Origin of the sequence: Nocardia bovistercoris (genome assembly GCF_015674855.1) — a bacterium.
Taxonomy (GTDB): Bacteria; Actinomycetota; Actinomycetes; order Mycobacteriales; family Mycobacteriaceae; genus Nocardia; species Nocardia bovistercoris.
In genome coordinates, this window is the sequence record NZ_JADMLG010000009.1 from 244,354 (window position 1) to 269,091 (window position 24,738).

Here is a 24,738-nt window from a genome sequence, read left to right on the forward strand (position 1 = left end):
ACTGGCCGACGGATCCCGCGCGGCGCGCATCCTGTGAACTCCCCCAGGGCCGGAAGGCAGCAAGGGTCAACGGGCTCTGCCGGGTGCGCGGGGTCCCCTTTCGTTCCACCGGCCATCGGGCTCCTCCGACGGTAGGCGGCCTTCCCCGCTCCGCGTGACTCGCACACGGGCGCGGTGGCGGGGGTAACGTGAGCGGCGGTCCGCCGGTGGTCCTCCGACCTCGGTCGGATGTCGATATACGCCCCCTTCGCTGCTTCGAAAGGCTGCTCAGGATGCCCCGGCAAACGCAAATCGGTGTGATGAGCCACGAGGAACTCGTGTCCGAACACGAGACCCAGACCGCGAATTACGCGCAGCTCCGTACCGAGAAGCTCACGCTGGATCTGACGAGGGGTAAACCCTCTCCGGAACAACTCGACCTGTCGGCGGAACTGCTTTCGCTGCCCGGCGCGGGCGACTACCGCGACGGCACGGGTACCGATTGCCGCAATTACGGCGGCCAGCACGGGCTTCCGGAGTTGCGCGCGATCTTCGGCGAACTGCTCGGCATCCCGGTCGAGAACCTGATCGCGGGCAACAATGCGAGCCTGCAACTGATGCACGATGTGATCGCCTACGCGATGCTGTACGGCACCAACGATTCCGAGCGGCGCTGGGCGGCGGAGCCCGCGATCAAGTGGCTGTGCCCGAGCCCGGGTTACGACCGGCATTTCGCGATCACCGAGGCACTCGGATTCGAGATGATCCCGATCCCGATGAGCGACGACGGCCCGGACACGGCGGCCATCGCGACGCTGCTTGCCGCCGATCCGCAGATCAAGGGTTTGTGGGCGGTGCCGAACTACGCCAACCCTTCCGGCGCGGTGTATTCCGAAGAGGTTGTGCGGGAACTGGTTTCGATGCCCGCCGCGGCCCCGGACTTCCGCCTGTTCTGGGACAACGCGTACGCGGTGCACCCGCTCACCGATACCGCGGCACCGGTGTTCGACGTGCTCGGTCTCGCCGCCGCGGCCGGAAACCCCAACCGGCCCATCGTTTTCGCGTCGACCTCGAAGATCACCTTCGCGGGTTCGGGGGTCAGTTTCCTCGGCGCGTCCACCGCGAATCTGGACTGGTATCTGAGCCATGCCGCCAAGAGCAGCATCGGCCCGGACAAGATCAACCAGTTGCGGCATCTGCGTTTCTTCGGCGACGCCGACGGTGTCCGCGCGCACATGCAGAAGCACCGCGAGATCCTGGAACCGAAGTTCGCGCTGGTGCTGCGCATTCTGGAGGACCGGCTCGGCGCGTCGAAGGTGGCGTCCTGGACCGAACCCAAGGGCGGCTATTTCATCAGCCTCGACGTGCTCGATGGCACGGCGGCGCGGGTCATCGCCTTGGCCAAGGACGCCGGAATCGCGCTCACCGCGGCCGGTTCGGCATTCCCCTACCGCAATGATCCGGACGACAAGAACATCCGCATCGCGCCGAGTTTCCCGAAGCTGCCGGAATTGGAGAAGGCCATGGATGGCCTTGCCACTTGCGTGCTGTTGGCGGCCACGGAAAAGACACTCGGCAAGTAGGTGAACAAGGCGGCGGGTCGGCCCGCCGCCTTTCCGCCTTGTCCGGTCAGTTCGGTTTGTGCGCGAGCACCGCGAACATGGTGACCGAGAGGTGGATGTCGCCGGTTTCGGCGCCGCGACCCAGATCGGCCAGCAGTTTGTCGCGCTGCGCTTCGGTGATCGCGCCGCGCGCCACCGCCATCGCCGAGATCCTGGTGACCAGCGCGCCCGCGCCGACCCCGCGATCCTGGACGAGGGCGTGCGAGCCGATGTCGTCGACGACCAGCCCGGCCTTGGTGAGCAGGCCGGGGATGCGGCGCCCGGAGCGCGGGTTCGTGGTCGCGGCGGCCAGGGTTTCGATGATCTGGTGCACGACGGTGAGGTCGCCGGGATGCATGATCGCGGTGCCCCAGTCCACATCGACGACGACGGCGCGCCCGCCGGGGCGAAGCACCCTGGCGATCTCGTTGGCGGCGCGGGCGGGCGCGGTCAGGTGCTGGAAGACGCGTTCGCAGAGCAGCGCGTCGAAGGTGTTCGCGCCGAAGGGGATTCCGTAGGCGTCGCCGGAGTGGAATTTCGCGGCCGAATCGGCTTCGGCGGCGCGGCGTTCGGCGGAGGCGAGCAGGTTGGGGTCGGGTTCGACGCCGACGGCCGATCCGGTCGGGCCGACGGTTTCGGCGAAGTTCAGTACTTCGGAGCCGGTGCCGGAGCCGATGTCGACCGCGGACTCGCCGCTGCGCAGCGCGAGCGCGTGGTGTGCCCAGGCGCGTAGCCCACGGATGCCAGGCAGTGCCGCGTTCAGGTCGCGGACGTCGACGAGTTGGTCCTGACCGGCGCTGTCGAAGCGATCGGGGCGCGGTGCGAAGGTGTCCATGGGCGCGAGTCCGTCCCTGGGTCGTGCGGTCGTCTGCGGCATGGCCCGTAGCCTACGCATGGGCGAACACCCCCGCACGTCATCCTTGTGAGCTGTGTCACCAGCTGCGGTTTACTCGGTCGGCGTGGGGGAGTATGCGCGCGAGCGGCGGTGGGATGATCGAGGACGTCCGGGCGATCGATGACGGCGAAAGGACCGATGGTGACAGTCGAACTGTGTCTCGCGCAGGAGCCGGAGGCGGACAAACTGCTCTCCGATGACCCCTTCGCCCTGCTGACCGGAATGTTGCTCGACCAGCAGTACCCGCTCGAACACGCCTTCCGCGGCCCGAAGAAGATCGCCGACCGCATGGACGGATTCGCCATCGCCAAGATCGCCGAGGCCGATCCGCAGGGCTTCGAGGACCTGTGCTCGACCCCGCCCGCGATCCATCGCTACGGCCGGTCCATGGCGCGGCGGACCCAGGAACTCGCGCGCTATGTCATCGAGAACTACGGCGGCCGCACCGAGGCGATCTGGACCGAGGGCGACCCGGACGGCGCCGAGGTGCTGCGCAGGCTCAAGGCGCTGCCCGGCTACGGCGACCAGAAGGCTCGGATCTTCCTCGCCCTGCTCGGCAAACAGCTCGGCGTGCGTCCCAAGGGCTGGGAAAAGGCCGCCGGAGCGTATTCGGAGAAAGGGTCGCGGCGCTCGGCCGCCGATATCGTCGACGGCGAATCCCTGCTGGAGGTGCGCGCTTTCAAGAAACAGATGAAGGCCGCCGCGAAGGAGTCCGGCGCGAAATAGAAGTGCTGAAAGCGCCTCGGCCCCATTGGAATCGCGCTGCGTTTTTCCCTCGTCCCCCGGAGCCGTCTCGGTGATGCTTTTCCCTCGAATGCTGCTTCTAGATGAGGGAACACAAATCAATGAGGATGAGGAAACTTGCGGTCGTCGCCGCACTGCTCACGGTGGCCACCGGCGTCGCGGCGGGTACCGCGGGCGCGGCTCCCGAGGCGGCCGAAGTCGCCCCGGTCAATTTCACCGCGCACGCCACGGACACCCAGTCGATCATCAGCATCGATTCGGGATCCATCGCCATCGAGGACGGCACGCTGAAGATCAAGGCGTCCGACGGCACGGTGGTCGCGGGCACCGCACTGACCTATCGGGTCGATGAATTCGAACTCCCCATCGCCGCCGAGATCTCGGGTCGCACGGCGACGCTGACACCGCAGGTCGACGCGAGCCAGGCCGTGTACAAGCCGGTGGCGCTGCCCTACGAGGACAAGGCGCCGTGGAAGAACGAATACGACCGTGAGGTCGCGGCCTGGACGCGTCTGACGACCACGATCTCCGCGGGCGCCACCATCGGCACCCTGGTCGGCGGTATCACCGGCGGCGCCATCGGCTGCGTGGCAGGCGCTCTCGCGGCGGGCACCGTCGCGGTGGGCACCCTGCTCGGCCTGTTCGGTCCGTTCATTCCCGCCGCGGCTGTCGGATGCCTCGTCGGCGCCGCCGCCGTCGGTTTCCTCGGCACCTTGATCGGTCAGATCTTCGTGACGGCTCCGGTCGCCATCGCGGCTGCGATCCAGTACTTCACCACGATCAACACCCCGTTCCCGGCGCCCGCCAAGTAGCGGTAGCAGACCCCGCGGCACGGCCTTCGCCGCGGCAGCAGGCCCCGTTCGGTCCACGGACCGGCGGGGCCTTTCGGCGTGTCGTGACACGCGGGGAGCGACACGCACGACCTGCGGAAATGTTGTGGCCTCGCATACCAAAAGATAACTGTAGGTTGGTATCGCGCCCAAACCGGTGTTACCGTTTTTTTATGTCCAGCAACCATCCCACCGCCTTGCGGGTCACCTACGTGACCGCCGCGTTGGGGCTCCGGTTGCCGCTGACTCGCGAACTGTGTTGTTCCTGCCGTCGCAGCTGAGCTGAGCTCCGCTTCGGCCGCATGCTGCCTCGTCATCGCACGTAGTAGGCCTGTCCCGGTTCGTTCGGGACTTCAGCAAGGAATCTTCATATGTCCCTCCCCATCCTCGAGCGATCCGCTTCGCGGGTTGCCACCGGTCGTGTCCGCACCGCCCGTCCAGTTATCGCCCCGGAACTTCGCATCGCGGACAATCCGGCCTCGGCCGTGTTGCGCGCCGCGACCGGCGGCCCGGTATCGCGCGACAATGCCGCGCGCACAACGGGTCTCAGCATCGCGACCGTCAACCGTCAGGTGTCGGCCTTACTCGCGGCGGGATTGTTACGCGAGCGCCCCGACCTGACCGCGTCGGGTGCGGTAGGGCGTCCCCGTGTGCCGTTCGAAATCGACCACGAGGCGTATCTGACCCTCGGCATCCACATCGGCGCGGCCGTCACCAAGATCGTCGCGGCCGACCTGCGCGGCCGCATCCTCGGCGGGCTCGCCATCGCGACACCGCAGACCGGCCAGGACTTCGCGACCAACACGGTGGCGCGCAGCGCACGCGCCTTCCTGCAGCGGTGGCATCGGCGAAAACCACTCTGGGCCGGTGTCGCCATCGGCGGCCGGGTCGACCCGCTCACCGGTGTGGTCGACCATCCGAAGCTGGAGTGGAAGGGCGCGCCGGTCGGCGCGGTCCTCGGCGAGGTGCTCGAACTGCCGGTCTCGGTGGCGCCGCACGTGGAGGCCATGGCCGCCTCCGAACTGCTCCTGCCAACGCCGGAACCGCGCGAAGGCCAGGAGCGCGGCAGCAGCCTGTACTTCTACGTGCGTGAGACCGCGGGTATCGCGGTCACACTGGACGGTCGGGTGCACACGCCGAGCAACGGTCCCGGCTCCATCGCGCATCTGCCCACCGGCTCCGACGTGGAATGCGTGTGCGGTCGGCGCGGCTGCTTGGAGGTCACCGTCGGTGACCGGGCGCTGCACGCCAGGGCCGTCGGGCGCGGAGTCATCCCGGCCTACAACGGAACCGCCGGGTCGACCATCGCGGATCTGTATCGCGCGGCCGAGGGCGGTTCGGAGGCGGCGCGCGAACTGCTGGCCGAGCGCGCGACCATGCTCGGGCACACCGTGGCGATGGTAAGGGACATGTTGAATCCCGATCGCGTCATCCTCGGCGGCCAGGCGTTCACCGCGTACCGGCCCGCGCTCGCCCACGTGGCGAACGCGTTCCGGCAGGCGTCGATTCTGCCCGCCACCGATATCAGGATCAGCGGATTCGGCGGCAAGGTGCAGGAATTCGCGGCCGTGGTGACCTCGGTCAGCGCGATCTACGCCGATCCGCTCGCGGCCATGCGCAGGCTCTCGCCCGCCGAGTGAGGCACTGAAACACCGACGGCCGGGGCGAACACGCCCCGGCCGCTGTCATATGTGCGCTGTCGTATGCTTCCGTCTACTTGTCGCCGAACAGGCCTTCCATCGCGGTGATGAAGTACGGGAAGTGACCGGCGAAGCGCTGGAGATTCGCGTCACGCTCGAAACCGCCGAACCAGTACAGGCCGGGCTGGGAGTCGGCGGCCGGATTGAGATCGCGGAACACCCTGACCCAGTTGTCGGCCCGTCCGCTGATGACCGTGAACGGCAGGGCGCGGGAGAACACCGTCTCCTGATCGCTGTCCGGGATCTGTTCGCGCCGTACGTTTTCCAGTCCGCGTTGCAGCGCGCGCACCCGGCCCGCGAGTTCGCGGCCGTAGCCGGTGCGCACCGGAAGATAGGTGGGCAGCAGCGCGACGGCGACGCCCGCGAGCGCGATAGCGACGCCGACCAGAGCGTGTCCGGCCGAGACCGCCAATCCGATCGCGGCGGCGATGCCCGCGACGATCAGGGCCGCGCCGACCCACACCGGGAGCCCGGGACGGGACCGGTCGGTGAGCGCGCCGCGCGCGACCGCGTCGGCCACCATCGCCTTGCGGATCGGTTCCGCCGCGACCCGGCCCGGCGCGCGCAGTTCGCCGACGGTGACCGCCTCGACGCCTTCGGGCAGCAGTGCGGTGTAGACGGTGCGCTCGTAGTCGCGCAGTTGGTCGTCGGGCGGGTTGATCCGGCTGATTCGCCAGTCGTTGCCACCGGGGGAGGCGCCGATGGGCGCGACCCAGATGTAGCGGCGCACCGCGAGATCCACCACCGTGGCGGCGATGTCGACCGGGTCGGCGTGTGCGTCGAGGACGAGTCCGGCCTCGCCGGGCAGTATCCCGTCGGGTGAGACGAAACGCACTTGGGCGCCGTCGCGTTCGAGCGGGTCGAGCGATTCCGATCCGGCGGTGGCCGCGGCGTCGGCCTGGCGTGCGCGCACGACGACGACGGCGAGCGCGGCCAGCGCGGCGAGCAGTACGCCGAAGGCGAGCCACACCGGGCCGGTCAGCGCGAACGGGCCGGCTTCGTCCTCACGGATGTCGGCGTTGGCAGGCACGGTGCCCGGCGGGAGTTGCAGTGTGAGGTCGATCGCGTCGCCCTTGCGCACGTCGGTCTGTTCGAGGAACAGCGCGCCCGTGGCTTCGACGCGCACGTCGGCGCAGGGCCGGACATTGCCGGGCGGGCCGAGTTTGCAGTCGACGATGCCCATCTCGTAGCTGGGGGCGATCACCGAGGCGGTGATCTTCGCGAGATCGGTGTTCACCACGCCGATCCAGTGGAACACCTGGGTGCCCGGCGCGTCACGGACCGTGTTGTGAATGGCGTAGGTGAAGGTGGACGCGCCCGCGCCTGCCTCGATCGTGAACTGGTCGCCCGCGACCGTCGCGGTGCCCGCGCCCTTCGCGTCCACATCGGTGACCCGGAACACCCGCTCCACATCGTCGGTGAGCCGCAGACGCAGCGGCAACGCCATCGTGAACTGTTCGCCCTCCGGCACGTTCACGGTTTCGACGACCTTCAGCACGCCTTGGCGGTCGAGGGTCAGGTCGGCGTCGATGGTGATCCCGGCGGCGGCGGGTTGCGCGTGCGCGGGCGCGGCGGTGACCATGGCCGATGCGGCGCCCATGAGCGATGCGGCGGAGAGCAGAGCGCTCGCGGTGGCCCTCCGAAAGCCGGCGGCCCCCCGAAATGTCAGCATGGCTGCCTACTCTAGACAGGTTGCTATTCTTCGTCAGCGGCGCGGCGCGAGCGACGGGCCAGGAGACAGCAGCGGCGAGCGTGACCTCAGGGCCGAGTGCGCGCTGCCGATCCATACTGTCGGCCACCAATCGAGACGAGGGGGTACGGGGCAGTGACGCAGCCACCGTACGGATCCGGACCGTTCCCACCCGGTGGGCGCCCGGTACCGCCCGGTTACCGCCCGCCGCCGGGTTACGGGCAGCCCGCTTACGGGCAGCCGGGGCGTGCCCCGCAGCAGCCCACCTTCCGGCCCGGCTACGGAGCCGCACCGGGATACGGTGCGCCGCAAGGGTATCCGCCGCCCGGCTATCGGCCTGGAATGCCCGCGCCGATGCCGTACGGCCCGCCGGGCCGCCCGCCGCAGCGCCCGCGCAAACGCGGCGGCGGCGGACTGCTCGCCCTGCTGCTCGTGGTGATCGTCCTGGTCACGGGCGGTCTGGTGCTGAACGCCGTGCGCCAGGTCGGCGTCGACGACAGTGCCGCGGGCCCGAATCCGAGCAACACCTACCCGACGGAAGGCAACGCGACGGGATCCGCGGAGACGGCGAGCAATCCGCTGCTCACCGACCCCGACGCCACCCTGATCCCGGCCCGCTGCGCCTATTCGCCGTGGAGTACGCAGGTCGATGCGGCGCGCAAGTTCTTCGAGAGCGCGGCCACCTGCCTCGAGTCCGCGTGGAAGCCGGTGCTGGCCGACGCGGATCTGCCGTTCCAGCCGCCGGTCGTGAACGTGAGCGCGAGCACGGCGGGCGTCACCACGCCGTGCACCGGAAGCACCACCAACTTCGCCGCGTTCTACTGCCCGGCCAACAAGACCATCTACATGCCGATCAGCCAACTGCAGACCGATCTGTTCAAGGACAACTGGGTGGTCTACCTGTCGGTGTTCGCCCACGAGTACGGCCACCACGTGCAGGCCATGTCCGGAATCCTGCGCAAGGCCAATGCCGAGCGGGTCGACGCGGGCACCCGAAGCGACCGGGGTCTCGAACTGTCGCGCCGAGTCGAATTGCAGGCCCAGTGTTTCGACGGCATGTACCTCGGCTCGTCGGCGAGCGGCGGTTCCCTCACGAATTCGCAGATCACCATCGCCAAACGCGACGCCAACGGCCGCGGCGACGCGCCGAGCGACTCCCGCGACCACGGCACGACGGAGAACAGCGGCAACTGGTTCGAACTCGGCGTCGACAAGAACCGCGCCTTCCAGTGCAATACGTTCACCGCGCCCTCGAGCGCGGTGAGCTGAGCCGCTACTCGCCCGCGAGCCGGTCCAGCCACTGCTGGACCTCGTCGGGTTCTGGGGTCTCGCCGATGATGTCGAGCACCGCGTGACCGATGCAGGCCGAGGCCATCACCCGGTTCGCGACGGCCTCGACATCGCCCCACGGCAGGAACGGTTTCGCGATGAGCAGCGAGGCGATGCCGTGCGCGGCGGCCCACAGTTCGAGTACCACCGGTGTCGGGTCGCCCCGGTTCATGGTGCCCTCGTCCATGCACTGCCGGACGGTGGCCGTGAACAGCTGGAACGCGCCGCTGCTCAGCACCCGGTCCACCGCGCCGCCCGCTTCGGCGGGCGAGGTGGCGACCCGGTACTGCGCCGGATGGTCCAGCGCGTAGCGCACATACGCCACGCCCTGATCGCGCAGGCGGCTCATGCCCGAGACCGCCGGATCGCTGGCGGCGGTCATCGCGCCGTACAGATCCTCGAAGGTGCGCGCCACCGCGGCCTCGATCAGTTCTTCCTTGTCGGCGAAATGCCGATAGATCGACGGCGCGCTCACCCCGACCACCCGACCGACATCGCGGATCGACACGCCGTCGGAATGTCCGGCGCGAGCGAGCAATTCGGTGGTGGCGTCGAGTATCTCGGTGCGTAGTCGGGCACCCGAGCCACGGGGTGAGCGGGGTCGGCGCGACGGGATCATGTGCGTCCGGCGGTCACTGGTTCGGGGGTCGGTTCGCTCTCCTCGCTCAAGCCGATCCTGGCGTGCAGCCGGGCCAGTGGTGCGGGCGCCCACCAGTTCAGCGGGCCGAGCAGGCGCATGAGGGCCGGGGCGAGCAGACCGCGGATGAGGGTCGCGTCGGCGAGCACGGTCAGCGTCAGACCGAGTCCCATCATCTGCATGAACGAAACTTTCGAGGTGATCATCGCACCCAACACGATAGCCATCAGCAATGCGGCGGCGGTGAAGATCCTGCCCGTCCTGGCGAGGCCGATGGCGACCGCGCGATTGTTGTCGCGGGTCACGAGCCATTCCTCGCGGATGCGCGAGAGCAGGAACACCTCGTAGTCCATGGACAGGCCGAAGGCGAGGCAGAACATCAGGATCGGCATCGTCGGGACGATGTGCCCCACGGCGGTGAAGCCGAGCAGTCCGGACAGGTGCCCTTCCTGGAAGATCCAGACCATCGCGCCGAACGCCGCGGCCAGCGACAGCGTGTTGAGCACGAGCGCCTTGATCGGCAGCACCACGCTGCCGGTGAACAGGAACAGCACGACGAAGGTGGCGAGCGCGATCAGCGTCAGCGCGAGCGGCATGCGCGCGCCGAGCGAGTCGAGCGAGTCCGCGTTGCTGGCGGCCGCGCCGCCGTAGAGCGCGGGAGCGGGGGCCGCGGTGGCGCGGATCTGCGCGAGCTGGTCCTGGCCGGCTTCGGAATAGGGGTCGAGGCGGGTCGATACGGTGAGGTAGGCGCCGGTGTCGTTGGTCATGCCGGGCGGTGCGGGGGCAACTCGGGCGCCGCCGATGTAGACCCCGGCGGGCGACAGCACCGCTGGAACGTCATTGATCTGGGAGAGCTGGGTCGCGTAGGCGCCGAGTGCCGTTTCGTCGCCGCGGTAACCGTCGAGGACGATGGTGGTGATCGCGCCGGGATCGGCGCGCGGGAAGTCCTCGCGCAGGATGTCGCCGACCTGGTGGGCGGCGGAGCTGGTCGGCAGCACGCGATCGTCGGGGAAGCCGAATTTCACGCCGAGGAACGGTGCGCCGAGGGTGAGCAGCAGCGCGATCAGGACCACCGCGATGGGGGCCGCGCGTCGCATGACGCCGTGCGCGAGGCGGTACCAGCCGCTTTCCTCGGGCGGCACCGGACGCGGGTGCGGGTCGCGGCCGAACAGTCTGCGCAGTGGAACCCGCAGGTCGGCGGAGTTGACGCGGTGTCCGAGCAGGACGAGGGCCGCGGGCAGCACGACGATCGATGCCGCGGCCGCGGCCGCGACCACCGCGACGCCGGTGTAGGCGAAGGACTTCAGGAAGTAGAGGTCGAACACGACGAGCACGGCCATGGACAGGGCGACGGTCAGCGCGGAGAACAGCACCGTTCGGCCCGCGGTCTGCACCGCGCGGATGGTGGCGGCCACCGGATCGCGGCCCGCGGTGAGTTCCTCGCGGTAGCGGCTCACGATGAACAGGCTGTAGTCGATGGCGAGTGCGAGTCCGAGTGCGGTGGTGAGGTTCAGCGCGTAGATCGAGACGTCGGTGAACAGCGTGAACAGGCGCAGGATGGCCAGTGTGACCACGATCGCGAACAGTCCGATCGCCAGTGGCAGCGAGGCGGCTACCAGGCTGCCGAACACCAGGACGAGCACGATCATCGACAGCGGGATCGCGACACCCTCGGCGACGGCGAGGTCGCGGGTGGTCTGGATGTTGACGTCGTTGTAGATGGAGGCGATGCCGCCCTGCCTGACCCGGATGCCGTCGCGGTCGGTGCCGAGCTGGTCGCCGATTTCGCCCGCGATGCGCGGGAGCTCGCTTTCGTCGCCGACCAGGTAGGCGGCGATGAGGGCGCTCTTGCCGTCGCTCGCGCGCAACGCGGGGGACAGCGTCGGCGGCGCGGTCCAATACGACTGCACGCCGCGCACGTCGGTGCGGGCGCGCAGGGCGTCGACGAGTCCGAGTCCGGCGGCGCGGGTCGCGGGGGCGTCGGCGCCCGCCTCGGCTTCGATCAGCAGGACGAAGTTGGGTGCGGCGCCGTCGAAGTTGTCGGCGAGCAGTTCGGTCGCTCGAGTGGATTCGGCGTCGGCGGGGGTGAATCCGCCCGATTTCAGGTGACTCGCCGCGGTGATCCCCGCGATGCCGCACAGCACGGCGAAGACCAGCGCGGCGACCAGCACGGTGCGTGGTCTGCTGGTGGAGAATCGAGCGATTCCGGTCAACATTGCTTGGCCCTCCGTAGGTTAACGCCGTTAGAGTAACGCCGTTAACCTATGAAGTCGAGAGCTCGGATCAGCGGCGCGCCTGCTTGGCCAGCGCCCGCCTGCCGCGCCTGCCCGGCACCGGCGCTTCGTCGTCGAGATCGATCCACTCGGCGGTGCGCAGCCAGAGTTGCTGGGTGAGGGCGTCGGCGGTGTCGTGGAACAACTTGCGGCCCTTGTCGTCGCGCAATTCGTGCGCGACGGTGGACCAGCGCGGGGCGCGGCCGGTCGCGTTCCGATAATCGGCGAGATATCCGGCGACAATGGTGCCGATGGTATTGACCGGGCGCAACGAGACCCGATTGCCGTATTTCGCCGCGTGGAAACGGCGGGCCGCGCACAGGGACTGCGGATTCGCGTTGGAGGCGAGCCAGCCCGCGCGCTGCGCTCGCTCGATCAACCACAGATGTTTGACCGCCGCCGGGGCGACATCGCCGATGTGTTCGCGGATCAGCGCCATGATCGGCTCGGAATTCAGGACATCGCGCCGGACCGGCCCGACGCCGTGTTCGGTCCAGTGCTCGTGGGCGAGCCGGGCCAGCGCGCGACCGAATTCATCGATGGCGCGTTGGGCGCGGCGGCCGAGGCGTTCGATGCGCTCGGCCTCGTGGCGCATCTCGTTCTGCGCGGTCAGGGTGCGAATCGCGGCCATGGTCGGCACCTGCCCGCGATGCAGCAGGTCGAGGATGGCCGTCGCGGTGGTTGGGTCGGCGGCGGCGGCGACCGGCAGGGAGTCGCGCTTGATCGCGTAGTCCCTCGGGCTGATGGCTCGGCTCAGCAGGTCGACCGCGGCGGGGTCGTCCGCGAAATCGGTATTGGACAGCCAGGCGGCGGCGACGTCGTCACATGACGGCACGTGGGACATTCCTCCGGTGCGGGCGGTGGGTTGCTGGTGGCGCCCTCGGGCATTCGCGGGTATTCGCGATATTCGCGCGGTAAAGGTTGTGCCCCGGTCGGGATGAGGGACCGACCGGGGCCACCAACCTGATGAAGGTTTGGCTACCGAAGTTGCCGATAACCACGGTAGCCGGCCGTCGGACTCGCTGTCACTTTTGTTCATTGATTCGTTACATCCAAAATTCGATGCCGAATCGGGCTATACGTTTGACCAATTCCGGAGCAATGCGATCGACCGGTGTGAATTGAGATTGCTGGACAGTCGCGGAGTTTGCGATATCGGGCAAGTGGCCGCCGCCGCGTCCGTTGACTCGCGATGAAGAAGTCGCCCGGAATGCTGTGATGTATGTCACGTTCATGCGGCGATTCGGATTCTTCCGCGTGTCGCGGGGTGCCTCGGCGGGCGCGAATGTTCGTTTGTCGGTGCTCGCCGGTAACCTCTGGCCGTGGCTCTGTACCGGAAGTACCGACCGGCAACGTTCGCAGAGGTGGTGGGTCAGGAGCACGTCACCGACCCGCTGAGTACCGCGCTCGACACCGGGCGGATCAGTCATGCCTACCTCTTCTCCGGTCCTCGCGGCTGCGGGAAGACCTCGTCGGCGCGCATCCTGGCCAGATCGCTGAACTGCGAGCACGGCCCGACATCGACCCCGTGCGGCCTATGCTCCTCCTGCGTCGCGCTCGGACCGGGCGGGCCGGGCAATATCGACGTCATCGAACTCGACGCCGCGAGTCACGGCGGTGTCGACGACACCCGCGAACTGCGTGATCGCGCCTTCTACGCGCCCGCCGAATCCCGCTACCGCGTGTTCATCGTCGACGAGGCGCACATGGTCACCACCGCGGGCTTCAACGCGCTGCTGAAGATCGTCGAGGAACCGCCCGCGCACCTCATCTTCATCTTCGCCACCACCGAACCCGACAAGGTGCTGGCGACCATCCGTTCGCGCACCCACCACTATCCGTTCCGGCTGCTGCCGCCGGTCACCATGCGCGGACTGCTCGGCCGCATCTGCGAACAGGAGAGCGTCGCGGTCGAAGAGGCGGTGTACCCGCTGGTCATCCGAGCGGGCGGCGGCTCGCCCCGCGACAGCCTCAGCGTGCTCGACCAGCTGCTCGCGGGCGCGGGGCCGGAAGGTGTCACCTACGGCCGGGCGGTGTCGCTGCTCGGCGTCACCGACGTCGCGCTGATCGACGACGCGGTCGAAGCTCTCGCCGCCGACGACGGCGCCGCCCTTTTCGGCACCGTCGACCAGGTCATGGAGGCCGGGCACGACCCGCGCCGCTTCGCCGTCGACCTCCTCGAACGCTTCCGCGACCTGATCCTGCTGCGCGCCGTCCCCGACGCCACCGACCGCGGCCTGGTCTCCGGCCCCGGCGACGTCCTGGACCGCATGCACGACCAAGCCGAACGCATCGGCCCCGCCACCCTCACCCGCTACGCCGAACTGCTGCACGCGGGCCTCGGCGAGATGCGCGGCGCCACCGCCCCGCGCCTGCTCCTCGAGGTCGTGTGCGCGCGCATGCTGCTGCCATCGGTGTCGGACGCGGAGTCCGCCACCCTGCAACGGCTGGAGCGGCTGGAGCGCGGAATCGCCACGGGTGCGGTCGCTTCGGGGGCGGTGTCCTCCGGTGCGGCTGTTCCCGCGGGGGCATCCTCCGGTGCGGGCACGGTCGCACCCGCGGCCCGACCTGTACCTGCTGAGCCGGGGAGGCGGCGTGGTGCCGAGGCGCTGGCCGCCATGCGCGGAAACCAGACAGCAGACGCATCCGGCTCGACGAAGCGAGCCGGTGCGGTAGGGGACGACGAGGTGGCCGCGCGATCGCCCGCCGTTGCCCCCGCCGATTCGCGTGCCGCGGCGACCACCGAGAAGCGCGCATCGGAGCTACCGCCTCTCCAGGACGGCGGCGGGTCCGCGCTGCCTCGGGGTGAGAACCAGGCGGGCGGGTCGAGCGAGCCACCGGAGTCGGCACCCGATTTCGACGTGCACTCGCGGGTCGACCGGGGCGGCGGTAGTGCGCGATCGGATTCCGATCGGTCCGATCCCGCGCGGGGTGCGGGGGACCGCGCGGATCGATCCGGCGACGATCCACGACAGACGGCCCGCCCGGATGCGGACCCGACTCCGCCGCGTACCTCTCCGGCATCGGCTGCCGCCGAGGTACCGGCGGTCGCGGGTGCGGCGCCGGACTCCGAGCCCGCGAATGTATCGGCACGCGTTCGTCCGGATGCTGTCTCCGGGCGCGGTGACGTGGGATCGGCCGGTCCGGCGTCGCCCCCCGAACCGAAGCGGCGGGAGGTGGCCGGTGCGAGGCGTGTGGCTGGTCAGGACCGGCGCGGCGGCATCGGGGATGTCGGTTCGGAGGCGCGACCCGGGACCGAGGTGCTTGTCGGGGCGGATGAACCCGTTGAGCGGACCGCTTCGGAGCGGCAGGCGTTGCCCGACGGTTCGAGGGCGGAATCGGATCGTGCCGGGCGTGCGCCGGAGTCGGCGTACGGTGCGCGGGGTTCGGAAGGGCAACGGCGGCAGTCTGTTCCGGAGACGGAATCGCAGGGCCGTGGTTCGGGTGACGCGGGGCGGGGCGGGGCTTCTGGCGCCGAAAGGGCGGATTCGGGCGGTGGTTCGGCGGGGGCATCGGGTGCGGAGTTGTTGCGGACCGTCGAGGGGGCGTGGGGGGATATCAGGGCGAAGGTGCGGGAGTTCGGGGCCGCGGTGCACGCGTTGCTGTCGGGGGCGTCGATTTCGCGGATCGAGGGGGAGGTGATCGTCTTCGGTCATCAGCACGCGCCGTTGGCGCAGCGGCTCTCCGAGCCGAGGAATCTGGAGGCGGTGCGTTCGGCGGTGCGGGCGGTGCTCGGCCGCGAGTACGAGGTGCGGTGGGAGTCCGGTGCGGGGGCGGCGCGGCCGTCGACGCAGCAGGCGGCGCGGCCGCGAGCCGGCGGCGGCGCGCCGAGTGCGCCCGCGCGCGGCGGTCAGGGGCGTGGCGGTGCGGCCGCGGCGGGCGGGCGGAAATCGGAGGCGCCCGCCGCGCCGCGCTATTCGCGGCCGAGTCAGGCCAACAAGGCGGCCGAGGCGTCGAACGGGAGTGCGCGACCGGCGAATGCTCCGCGTTCCTTCGCGGGTGAGGACGAGATCCCACCGCCGGACTACCCGGATCTGCCCGATGATCCGGGGCCGGGCGACTATCCGCCCCCGGATCCTTCGGCCGACTACGAGCGCACGGCGCCCGCGGTCGCGCAGGAGCCGACGCCGGAGGAGGAGCAGGAGATGTTCGCCGAGGCGGCGCGTCCGGTGGCTCCCGAGGATCGTCGCGACCCCGACGAGGTCGCGTTGGAACTGCTGCGCGATGAGCTCGGTGCCACACGGCTCGATGGTTGACAACCACCGGCTCGAGCACGTTAAGTTAACCGGAGTTCGCACACCACGGTAGTATGGGTTGGTGGCCGCGAGCTCCGGTTCGACGAGGTTCTATGGTAGGCCCGTGCGCATGGGCGCCTGGAGCGTGCGTCCGCCGGTGTGTGCCGAGTTTTTTACAGCGTTATACAACGTGAACCACGGACCCGTAGGCGCAAGCCTGCGAAACCACGCAGGGTCCGCGGCGCGCGGAGTGAATCGAACACCGACGACCGGTCAGGGCCGGTCGGCGAGGTAAGCCGCAGGCCGCGCCGCATACGCGGTCGGCGGTGCACAGAGCGCTCGGACGGGTGAGAGCCCGGCCGCCGCACCCCAAGGAAGGAAACACTCCACATGACCACAGAGGCCTACATTTACGAGGCCATCCGCACCCCACGCGGACGCGGCAAGAAGAGCGGTTCGCTGCACTCGGTCAAGCCGATCGACCTCACCGTTGGTCTGATCCAGGAGCTGCGCGGCCGTTTCCCGAACCTGGAAGAGGACAGGATCTCCGATCTGATCCTCGGTGTGGTGATGCCGATCGGTGATCAGGGCGCCGATATCGCCCGCACCGCGGTGACCGTGGCCGGTCTGCCCGACACCGTCGGCGGCTTCCAGCTCAACCGCTTCTGTGCCTCCGGCCTCGAGGCCGTCAACCTGGCCGCCCAGAAGGTGCGTTCCGGCTTCGACGACCTGGTCATCGCCGGTGGCGTCGAATCCATGTCGCGTGTGCCGATGGGCTCCGACGGCGGCGCCTGGATGCTCGACCCCACCACCAACTACGACACCTACTTCGTCCCGCAGGGTGTCTCGGCCGACCTCATCGCCACCATCGAGGGCTTCAGCCGCGACGACGTCGACGCCTACGCCGTACGTTCGCAGGAACTGGCGGCCAAGGCCACCACCGGCGGCTACTTCGCCAAGTCGATCGTCCCGGTCCGCGACCAGAACGGCCTGGTCGTCCTCGACAACGACGAGCACATGCGTCCCGGCACCACCGCCGCCGACCTCGGCAAACTCACCCCCTCGTTCGAGGTCATCGGCGAGATCGGCGGCTTCGACGCGGTCGCGCTGCAGAAGTACCACTTCGTGGAGAAGATCAACCACGTCCACCACGGCGGCAACAGCTCCGGCATCGTCGACGGCGCCGCGCTCGTGCTCATCGGTTCCGAGGAGGCGGGCAAGGCCAGCGGCCTCACCCCGCGCGCCCGCGTCGTCGCCACCGCCACCAGCGGCGCCGACGCCACCATCATGCTGACCGGCCCCACCCCGGCTTCGCGCAAGGTGCTCGCCAAGGCGGGCCTGACCCTCGACGACATGGACCTGGTCGAGATCAACGAGGCGTTCGCCTCCGTCGTGCTCAAGTTCCAGAAGGACCTGAACGTCCCCGACGAGAAGCTGAACGTCAACGGCGGCGCCATCGCGATGGGTCACCCGCTCGGCGCCACCGGCGCGATGATCACCGGCACCATGGTCGACGAGCTGGAGCGCCGCAACGGCCGCTACGCCCTCATCACCCTGTGCATCGGCGGCGGCATGGGCGTCGCGACCATCATCGAGCGCGTCTGATCCCGCCGAAGCCACTAGACCAGGAGACACAGAGCTGTGAGTGACAACATGATCGGTTGGGAGCAGGATTCGGACGGCATCGTCGTGCTGACGATGGACGACCCGAACCAGGGCGCCAACACGATGAACGAGCTGTACAAGAAGTCGATGACCGACACCGTCGACCGGCTCGAGGCCGAGAAGGACAGCATCACCGGCGTCGTGCTGACCTCGGCGAAGAAGACCTTCTTCGCGGGCGGCGACCTGAAGAACATGATGAATGTCGGCCCCGACGACGGCCCGGCCCTCATGGAGGAGCTCCGCGTCATCAAGTCGGCGCTGCGTCGCCTGGAGACCCTCGGCAAGCCGGTCGTCTCCGCGATCAACGGCGCCGCGCTCGGCGGCGGCCTCGAGATCACCCTCGCCACCCACTACCGCATCGCCGCCGACGTGCCAGGCGTGCAGCTCGGCCTGCCCGAGGTGACCCTCGGCCTGCTGCCCGCGGGCGGCGGCGTCATCCGCACCGTGCGCATGCTCGGCCTGCAGGCCGCACTCATGCAGGTGCTGTTGCAGGGCAACAGGTTCCGTCCGAGTCAGGCCAAGGACCTCGGCCTGATCAACGAACTCGTCGGCTCCGTCGCGGAACTGGTGCCCGCCGCGAAGGCGTGGATCAAGGCCAATCCCGAAGCGAGCGTGCAGCCCTGGGACAAGAAGGGTTACAAGATCCCCGGCGGCACCCCCGCCAGCCCGGGGCTCGCGGCGAACCTGCCCGCGTTCCCGGCCAACCTGCGCAAGCAGCTCAAGGGCGCCAACATGCCCGCGCCGCGCGCCATCATGGCCGCCGCCGTCGAAGGCTCGCAGGTCGACATCGACAACGCCTCGCTCATCGAGTCCCGCTACTTCGTGCACCTGCTCACCGGGCCGGTCGCGAAGAACATGATCCAGGCGTTCTTCTTCGACCTGCAGTCGATCAACAACGGCGGATCGCGTCCCAAGGACGTGCCCAAGCGTGAGATCAAGAAGGTCGGCGTGCTCGGCGCGGGCATGATGGGCGCGGGCATCGCCTACGTCTCCGCGAAAGCGGGCTACGAGGTCGTCCTCAAGGACGTCACGCTGGAAGCGGCCGAGCGCGGCAAGAACTACTCCGAGAAGATCGAAGCCAAGGCGCTGTCCCGCGGCAAGACCACCGAGGCGAAGTCCAAGGCGCTGCTCGACCTGATCAAGCCCACCGCCGACCCGGCCGACTTCGCGGGCGTCGACTTCGTCATCGAAGCCGTGTTCGAGAACACCGAACTCAAGCACAAGGTGTTCCAGGAGATCGAGGACGTCGTCGCCCCCGACGCGCTGCTCGGCTCCAATACCTCCACGCTGCCGATCACCGGTCTCGCCGCCGGTGTGAAGCGGCAGGAGGACTTCATCGGCATCCACTTCTTCTCGCCCGTCGACAAGATGCCGCTGGTGGAGATCATCAAGGGGGAGAAGACCTCCGCCGATGCGCTGGCTCGCGTGTACGACTACACGCTGGCCATCAAGAAGACGCCGATCGTCGTCAACGACAGTCGCGGGTTCTTCACCTCGCGGGTCATCGGGACCTTCGTCAACGAGGCGATCGCGATGCTCGGTGAAGGGATCGAGCCGGCCACCATCGAGCAGGCGGGGCAGCAGGCCGGGTATCCGGCGGCGCCGTTGCAGCTCACCGACGAGCTCAATATGAAGCTCATGCTGAAGATCGCCAAGGAGACCGAGGAAGCGGCGCAGCAGGGCGACGCGACCATGGGGAATACGCGGCATCCGGCTATCGACGTCGTCGAATACATGGTCGGTGAAGGTCGGCCGGGGCGTCTGGAGAAGGCCGGGTTCTACGAGTACGACGAGAACGGCAAGCGGCTCGGGTTGTGGCAGGGGCTGCGGGATCACTTCAAGACTGTCGCGACGCTCGATGTGCCGCTGCAGGATTTGATCGATCGGATGCTGTTCGCCGAGGCGATCGAGACTCAGAAGTGTTTCGACGAAGGGGTTCTCGAGACCACGGCCGATGCGAACATCGGGTCGATCTTCGGGATCGGGTTCCCGGCTTGGACCGGTGGTGTGCATCAGTACATCGTTGGGTTCCCGGGTGGGCAGCAAGGGTTTGTCGCTCGGGCGGATGAGCTTGCCGCCAAGTACGGGCCGCGGTTCGAGGTTCCGGCTTCCTTGAGGTGAGTTCTGGCTGGACGCCGTCGCGGGAAGGTTTACGCGGCTGTGTTTATTGGCCGCGACTTCGTCGCGGCGGGGTTTCGCGGCCTTGATGTCTCGCGCCCGACCGATCGATACTCGCGCCTTCGGCGCATTGTCTCGATCGGTCGGGCGCGAGACGCCGCGAAACCCTTGGTGGACTGGCTGGGGCGGGTGGGGGTGGGGGATCTTTTGCGTCATTCGGCCGCATTGGGGAGAGGTTGCTCGGGTTCGGGGGTGGGGGGTTTGCCTGTTCTGTCGGATGTGAAGTCCGCCATTGTGTTTCACGGTGGTGGACTTTTTCGATTTGCGGGGTGTGAGTGTGTCGATGTGGTCGATTACCCGGTGTGTGGTTGGTTGGGGGACGCGCGTACGGGGTGCGATGCGATGATTGCCCCGTGACTCAGTGGCTTCCGCTTCTCTGCTCGCTCATCATCGCCGGGGTGGCTTTGGTGGGCGTTCTCGTCAATAACCGTACGAATCGGGACGCGATCGTCGCGGCGGATGAACGTAGCCGGGTCACCCTGGAGACTGCGCAGCGCAGTAACGAGCAGACCAATTCGGCGGCGGAGCGGCGGGAGCGGGACAAGTGGCGGCGGGATTCGATTCTCGCGGCGGTTTCCTCGATTCTCGCGGTGTCCGAGGAGGTGCGCGAACAGCTCGCCTCCTGTGCGCACTGGAACGCCCAGGACGCCGAGGAGATCGACGCGGCGGGCGAGGAGATCAACCGGATCGTCGAGGGCTGCCACGGGACGGTCAGCCGGTTGCGGGTGCTGTCCAGTCGCAAGATTCCCAATCGCTGTGAGGATCTGCTGCGCACCCTCACCGCGGCGCAGGCGATCACGGTGCAGCGGCTGCGGACCGAACTCGACGACGACCCGAGCAGCAAGGAAGTCCTCGACGTGCTGACGCTGTGGCACAAGGCCATGGCCAAGGCCGTCGAGCAGGAGACCTCGGTGATCTACGCGACCCGCGCCGAACTCGGCATCGAGGTGCTCAAGGACAAGGACATGCCCGAACATCTCGAGGAGGCGGAACCAGTTCCGGTTCCGGTGCCCGCTCAGGTGTAGCCGGGCGCGACCCGGTCGCCGAACCTGTCTCGGCCCGTTACCCGGGCGTCGGGAATCCGTGATTCCGAGTCGCGGATTACGGTCGTGTCGATAGTCGATTCCGGTCGCGACGACACTGAATCGAATCTCCACCCACCCGACTCGGGACCGCGCTACGTTGGAGTATGCGCAGACATATCGGACATCACGGGATTGCCCAGAGTTGTCCGTGGTCGGCGTCCGAACGATCGCCGGTGGCGCCGATTCGATGTGAGTGCGAGGTGGTCACATGAATCCACGGATGCGCGCGGGTCAGGTGCGTCCCGGCGGGGCGGGGCAGATGGGTCCGGGCGGGGCGGAGCAGATGGGTGTCGAGGGTACGGCGGCGGATACCGGCTCGGGGGAGGCGGAGCCGTCCGCCGGGTCGGGCGCGAACACGCAACGTGACGAGCCGGTCGGGATAGCCGACGAGCTGGAGGCCATGGGGTTGTCCGGCGCGGTGGAGATCGGGCGCGGCGGATTCGGCGTGGTCTACCGGTGTCTGCAAACGGTGCTGGAACGGGTCGTCGCGGTGAAGGTGCTCTCCTCGGAGATCGACTCCGAGAGCCGGGAGCGGTTCCTGCGTGAGGAACACGCCATGGGCAGGCTGTCGGGGCATCCGAATATCGTGGACATCCTCCAGGTCGATGTCACACCGTCGGGGATGCCGTTCATCGTCATGCCCTACTGCACCCGGGGGTCGCTGGAACAGCTCATCCGCGACCAAGGCCCGCTGACCTGGACCGACGCCGTGCGGGCCGGGGTGAAACTGGCGGGCGCGATCGAGAGCGCGCACCGCGCCGGCATCCTGCACCGCGATGTGAAGCCCGCGAACGTTCTGCTCAGCGCATACGGCGAACCGCAGCTCACCGATTTCGGCATCGCCAGGATTCCCGGCGGATTCCGCACCTCGAGCAGCCTGATCACCGGATCGCCCGCGTTCACCGCGCCCGAGGTGCTGCGCGGCGACGAGCCGACCGTGCGTTCGGACGTCTACGGACTCGGCGCCACCCTGTTCGCGCTGCTCACCGGGCACGCCGCGTTCGAGCGGCAGGCGGGGGAGAAGGTGGTCGCGCAATTCCTGCGCATCACCACCCAACCGGTCCCCGACCTGCGCGAACAGGACATTCCGACCGATGTGGCCGCGGCCGTCGAGCAGGCCATGTCACCCGACCCGCGCGACCGGCCGCCATCGGCCTTCGAATTCGGCGAACTGCTGCGCTCGGTGCAACGCGACCACGATCAGACCCCCGACGAGATGGCCCTGCTCGATCCGGCGCACACCCCCGACCGGGCCGGTCCCGACGGATCCCGCGATGCCGCCACGTCGACCCGCTCGCGTCCCGCCGTCACCGCACCGCGCAGCTGGCCGCTGACGCTGCGTCCCGCGGTGTCGCGGCACCCCGTCGCGTCGGCCTCCACCACGCTGCCACCGACCGCGACCACCAAATTCCGCCCGCCGACCCCCGCGCGCGACCCGGTGCCGCGCCCCCGCCTGCTCGACATGCTGCGGGCGGGCGGGCGCCGCAAACTGACCACCATCCACGCACCCGCTGGATTCGGCAAGAGCACCCTCGCCGCCCAGTGGCGCGCCGACCTGACCGGGCGCGGTATCCCGGTGGCCTGGATCGGGGTCGACGACGGCGACGACAACGAGATCTGGTTCCTCGCACACCTGATCGAGGCCATCCGCCGGGTCCGCCCCGAGGTCGGCGAAGGTCTCGACCAGGTGCTCGAGGAACGTCCGGCGGACGCGGTCGCGTTCGCCATCTCCACTCTCATCGACGAGATCCACGCCGACGGGCGCACGGTGGTGGTGATCGTCGACGACTGGCATCGCGTCGGCGACACCGGCGTCCACCAGGCCATGACCGCCCTGCTGGAGAACGGTTGCCACCACTTGCGTTTCGTCGTCACCAGCCGTGAGCAGACCGGGCTGCCGACCAGTCGGATGCGGGTGCACGACGAACTCGTCGAGATCGGCTCGGCCGACCTGCGCCTCACCGCGGCCGAGACGGCGCAGATTCTGGTGGAACGCAACGGCTTCGCGCTGACCGACGCGCAGGTCGAGCAGATCCACGCGGTCACCGACGGCTGGCCCGCCGCGATCCAGCTGGTCGGGCTTTCGCTGCGCGGCAACGGTGTTTCCGCGGCCGGCCGCGGCGGTGACCCGGAACAGCTGATCGAACATCTCTCCGAAGGCGGGCACGGCATCCGCGAATACCTCGCCGAGAACGTGCTCGACACCCTGGAACCCAGGATGCTCGACTTCCTCAGCGCGATCTCGGTGACCGAACGGGTTTCGGCGTCGCTGGCCTCGGCGTTGTCGGGCGACAGCGAGGCCGAGATGCTGCTCACCCAGGCCGAACAGCGCGAACTGTTCCTGCGCCGCATCGAGCACGACCCGGAATGGTTCCGCATGCAGCCGCTGTTCGCCGAACACCTGCGCGCACGCTTGGACCGCACCCACCCCGGCCGGTCGAAGGCGCTGCACCGCAAGGCATCGCGCTGGTATGCCGAACATCAGCAGTTGCGCAAGTCGGTGGATCACGCGCTGGCCGCGACGGACCTGAAGCTGGCGATGGACCTGGTCGAGAGCGGCGGCATGGACCTGATCGACGGGTCGCGGCTGGCGACGCTGCTCGGCACGGTGTCGAAACTGCCGGTGCAGCAGGTCGCTTCGCGGTCGAAACTGTTGATGGCGGTGGCGCGGGCCAATGTGAATTTGCAGCAGTCCGGTGCGGCGCGCAACGCGCTCGGGCGGCTGTCGAGCATGCTCGCGCGCGGCTCGTCCACCGACACCGATATCGGCAGGCAGCGTTGCGAGGTCGAGGTGCTCGCCGCCGCCGACGACATCGCCCGGGATCACACCGACGGCGTGCGGGAACGGATCGCGGGCTGCCTGGACCGGCCCGACGACCTGCCCGCTTGGACCGTCTCCACCGCCGCCAACCTGACCTCCTTCGTCCGGCTGTGCGAATTCGATTTCCGCGGCGCACGCGAAATGCAGGACTGGGCAGCCGAATACCACGCGCGCTCCAAAGACCCGCTCGGCGCGGTGTTCGGCCTGTGCGGGCAGGGCGCCGCCGCCTACGAACAACTCGACATCGCCACCGCCACCGGCTGCTTCGAACTGGCCTGGGAAACCGCGCACACCCGTTCCGGACCGCGCTCACACGCGGTGCGAGTAGCTTCGGCGCTGCTCGGCGAATTGAGTTACCGCCGCGGCGATCTGGACGCCGCCGACCGACTGCTGGACGAAAGTCACCAGCTGGCAGCCCGAATCGGCCCCGTCGACTTCCTCATCGTCACCTTCGTCGTCGGCGCCCGCGTGAAAGCCGTACTCGGCGACCTCTACACCGCCGCCGCACGCCTCGACGAAGGCGCCGCCATCGCCGCCGAGAACAACCTCGACCGCCTCGCCGCCCACATCCACGCCGAACGCATCCGCCTCGGCCTCGCCGACGACGCCGAAGTGCGAGAATCCGAGAACAGCCACCATTCCCACCGCCTGCGCGGCGCCCCCGCCCTCGCCGCCGAAGCCCGCGAAGTCGCCGCCATCCGAGCGACCCTGACCGGAAACCGCCTGCGCTCCGACGACCGCGCCGTCCGCCGCGCCCGCGCCCTACACGTGCGAACCACCGAACAACACCGCCCCCGAGCCGAACTCGACACCGCCCTGCTCCTCGCGGAATGCCTCGCCGCTTCCGGCTGGGTAGGCGAAGCCACCGGCCTGCTCCTCCCCGCCGCCGCCAAATGCGCCGACCTCGGCTGGACCCGCCCCCTACTCGACGCGGGCCCCGGCGTAGTGGCCATCCTGCGAGTCCTCCGCACCGACATGCACACCACCCCCGAAGGCGCCGAAGAAATAACCCTCCCCACCCTCTTCCTCTCCGAACTCCTCGATTGAGCGCTCCAACCCCGAGTTGGTTGGAATGC

15 protein-coding genes and 1 other RNA gene are annotated in these 24,738 nt (G+C 68.8%); 11 read left to right on the forward strand and 5 right to left on the reverse strand.

Translation table 11 applies throughout. The features are described from left to right. Positions 1-7 precede the first annotated feature (7 nt). Together ffs and IT779_RS22695 are read left to right on the forward strand one after the other, a co-directional pair. An RNA gene (ffs, locus tag IT779_RS22690) (signal recognition particle sRNA small type) lies at positions 8-102 on the forward strand. Positions 103-272: 170 nt separating this feature from the next. Then, positions 273-1,562: an aminotransferase class I/II-fold pyridoxal phosphate-dependent enzyme gene (locus IT779_RS22695; protein ID WP_196151388.1), complete on the forward strand. Its 1,290-nt coding sequence runs from the start codon at positions 273-275 to the stop codon at positions 1,560-1,562. 46 nt (positions 1,563-1,608) lie between these two features. Here IT779_RS22695 and IT779_RS22700 read toward each other — a convergent pair whose 3' ends face one another. Next, on the reverse strand, positions 1,609-2,457 hold the full coding sequence (locus IT779_RS22700; protein WP_408637783.1) for a methyltransferase domain-containing protein: 849 nt from the start codon (positions 2,455-2,457) through the stop codon (positions 1,609-1,611). A 156-nt stretch (positions 2,458-2,613) separates the two neighbouring features. Here IT779_RS22700 and IT779_RS22705 point away from each other — a divergent pair, with 156 nt between their 5' ends. The 3 genes from IT779_RS22705 to IT779_RS22715 all read left to right on the forward strand — a co-directional run bounded on the left by IT779_RS22705 (position 2,614) and on the right by IT779_RS22715 (position 5,689). Next, positions 2,614-3,201 (forward strand): HhH-GPD-type base excision DNA repair protein, encoded by a 588-nt coding sequence (locus IT779_RS22705; RefSeq protein ID WP_196151389.1) that lies wholly within the window; start codon positions 2,614-2,616, stop codon positions 3,199-3,201. 119 nt (positions 3,202-3,320) lie between these two features. Further along, positions 3,321-4,031, forward strand: a complete 711-nt coding sequence (locus IT779_RS22710) for a hypothetical protein (RefSeq protein ID WP_196151390.1) — start codon at positions 3,321-3,323, stop codon at positions 4,029-4,031. Between the two features lie 389 nt (positions 4,032-4,420). Further along, positions 4,421-5,689, forward strand: coding sequence for an ROK family transcriptional regulator (locus tag IT779_RS22715; protein WP_196151391.1), 1,269 nt, complete (start codon positions 4,421-4,423; stop codon positions 5,687-5,689). A gap of 73 nt (positions 5,690-5,762) precedes the next feature. On the opposite strand, the gene IT779_RS22720 is transcribed toward IT779_RS22715, so the two are convergent. Further along, positions 5,763-7,421, reverse strand: a complete 1,659-nt coding sequence (locus IT779_RS22720) for a DUF2207 family protein (protein ID WP_232541983.1) — start codon at positions 7,419-7,421, stop codon at positions 5,763-5,765. Positions 7,422-7,574: 153 nt separating this feature from the next. Between IT779_RS22720 and IT779_RS22725 the strand changes: the two genes are divergently transcribed. Next, positions 7,575-8,708, forward strand: a complete 1,134-nt coding sequence (locus IT779_RS22725; RefSeq protein ID WP_332838919.1) for a neutral zinc metallopeptidase — start codon at positions 7,575-7,577, stop codon at positions 8,706-8,708. A gap of 4 nt (positions 8,709-8,712) precedes the next feature. On the opposite strand, the gene IT779_RS22730 is transcribed toward IT779_RS22725, so the two are convergent. The 3 genes from IT779_RS22730 to IT779_RS22740 form a co-directional block, all read right to left on the reverse strand. After that, positions 8,713-9,387: a TetR/AcrR family transcriptional regulator gene (locus IT779_RS22730; RefSeq protein ID WP_196151392.1), complete on the reverse strand. Its 675-nt coding sequence runs from the start codon at positions 9,385-9,387 to the stop codon at positions 8,713-8,715. Next, positions 9,384-11,621, reverse strand: coding sequence for an MMPL family transporter (locus IT779_RS22735; RefSeq protein WP_196151393.1), 2,238 nt, complete (start codon positions 11,619-11,621; stop codon positions 9,384-9,386). Before IT779_RS22735 ends, IT779_RS22730 begins: the two co-directional genes overlap by 4 nt. A 67-nt stretch (positions 11,622-11,688) precedes the next feature. Next, positions 11,689-12,513, reverse strand: coding sequence for a hypothetical protein (locus IT779_RS22740; RefSeq protein ID WP_196151394.1), 825 nt, complete (start codon positions 12,511-12,513; stop codon positions 11,689-11,691). A gap of 487 nt (positions 12,514-13,000) precedes the next feature. Here IT779_RS22740 and IT779_RS22745 point away from each other — a divergent pair, with 487 nt between their 5' ends. From IT779_RS22745 to IT779_RS22765, 5 genes are all read left to right on the forward strand, one after another. Beyond that, complete coding sequence (locus tag IT779_RS22745) at positions 13,001-15,934, forward strand: DNA polymerase III subunit gamma and tau (RefSeq protein WP_196151395.1); 2,934 nt, start codon at positions 13,001-13,003, stop codon at positions 15,932-15,934. Between the two features lie 369 nt (positions 15,935-16,303). Continuing rightward, positions 16,304-17,518, forward strand: coding sequence for an acetyl-CoA C-acetyltransferase (locus IT779_RS22750; RefSeq protein WP_196151396.1), 1,215 nt, complete (start codon positions 16,304-16,306; stop codon positions 17,516-17,518). 48 nt (positions 17,519-17,566) lie between these two features. Continuing rightward, positions 17,567-19,699 carry a 3-hydroxyacyl-CoA dehydrogenase NAD-binding domain-containing protein gene (locus IT779_RS22755; RefSeq protein ID WP_198428845.1) on the forward strand — a complete coding sequence of 711 codons (2,133 nt, stop codon included), beginning with the start codon at positions 17,567-17,569 and terminating at the stop codon, positions 19,697-19,699. Between the two features lie 410 nt (positions 19,700-20,109). Next, positions 20,110-20,781 carry a hypothetical protein gene (locus IT779_RS22760; RefSeq protein ID WP_196151398.1) on the forward strand — a complete coding sequence of 224 codons (672 nt, stop codon included), beginning with the start codon at positions 20,110-20,112 and terminating at the stop codon, positions 20,779-20,781. A 268-nt stretch (positions 20,782-21,049) separates the two neighbouring features. Further along, a complete protein-coding gene (locus IT779_RS22765; RefSeq protein WP_232541984.1) occupies positions 21,050-24,709 on the forward strand; it encodes a serine/threonine-protein kinase in 3,660 nt (1,219 codons plus the stop codon). The last annotated feature ends 29 nt before the right edge of the window (positions 24,710-24,738 follow it).

Excerpts from the sequence above, each read along its gene's own strand:
- IT779_RS22695 (WP_196151388.1), top strand. The coding sequence starts at position 273 with ATGCCCCGGCAAACGCAAATCGGTGTGATGAGCCACGAGGAACTCGTG.
- IT779_RS22700 (WP_408637783.1), bottom strand. The coding sequence starts at position 2,457 with ATGCCGCAGACGACCGCACGACCCAGGGACGGACTCGCGCCCATGGAC.
- IT779_RS22705 (WP_196151389.1), top strand. The coding sequence starts at position 2,614 with ATGGTGACAGTCGAACTGTGTCTCGCGCAGGAGCCGGAGGCGGACAAA.
- IT779_RS22710 (WP_196151390.1), top strand. The coding sequence starts at position 3,321 with ATGAGGATGAGGAAACTTGCGGTCGTCGCCGCACTGCTCACGGTGGCC.
- IT779_RS22715 (WP_196151391.1), top strand. The coding sequence starts at position 4,421 with ATGTCCCTCCCCATCCTCGAGCGATCCGCTTCGCGGGTTGCCACCGGT.
- IT779_RS22720 (WP_232541983.1), bottom strand. The coding sequence starts at position 7,421 with ATGCTGACATTTCGGGGGGCCGCCGGCTTTCGGAGGGCCACCGCGAGC.
- IT779_RS22730 (WP_196151392.1), bottom strand. The coding sequence starts at position 9,387 with ATGATCCCGTCGCGCCGACCCCGCTCACCCCGTGGCTCGGGTGCCCGA.
- IT779_RS22735 (WP_196151393.1), bottom strand. The coding sequence starts at position 11,621 with ATGTTGACCGGAATCGCTCGATTCTCCACCAGCAGACCACGCACCGTG.
- IT779_RS22750 (WP_196151396.1), top strand. The coding sequence starts at position 16,304 with ATGACCACAGAGGCCTACATTTACGAGGCCATCCGCACCCCACGCGGA.
- IT779_RS22755 (WP_198428845.1), top strand. The coding sequence starts at position 17,567 with ATGATCGGTTGGGAGCAGGATTCGGACGGCATCGTCGTGCTGACGATG.
- IT779_RS22765 (WP_232541984.1), top strand. The coding sequence starts at position 21,050 with ATGAATCCACGGATGCGCGCGGGTCAGGTGCGTCCCGGCGGGGCGGGG.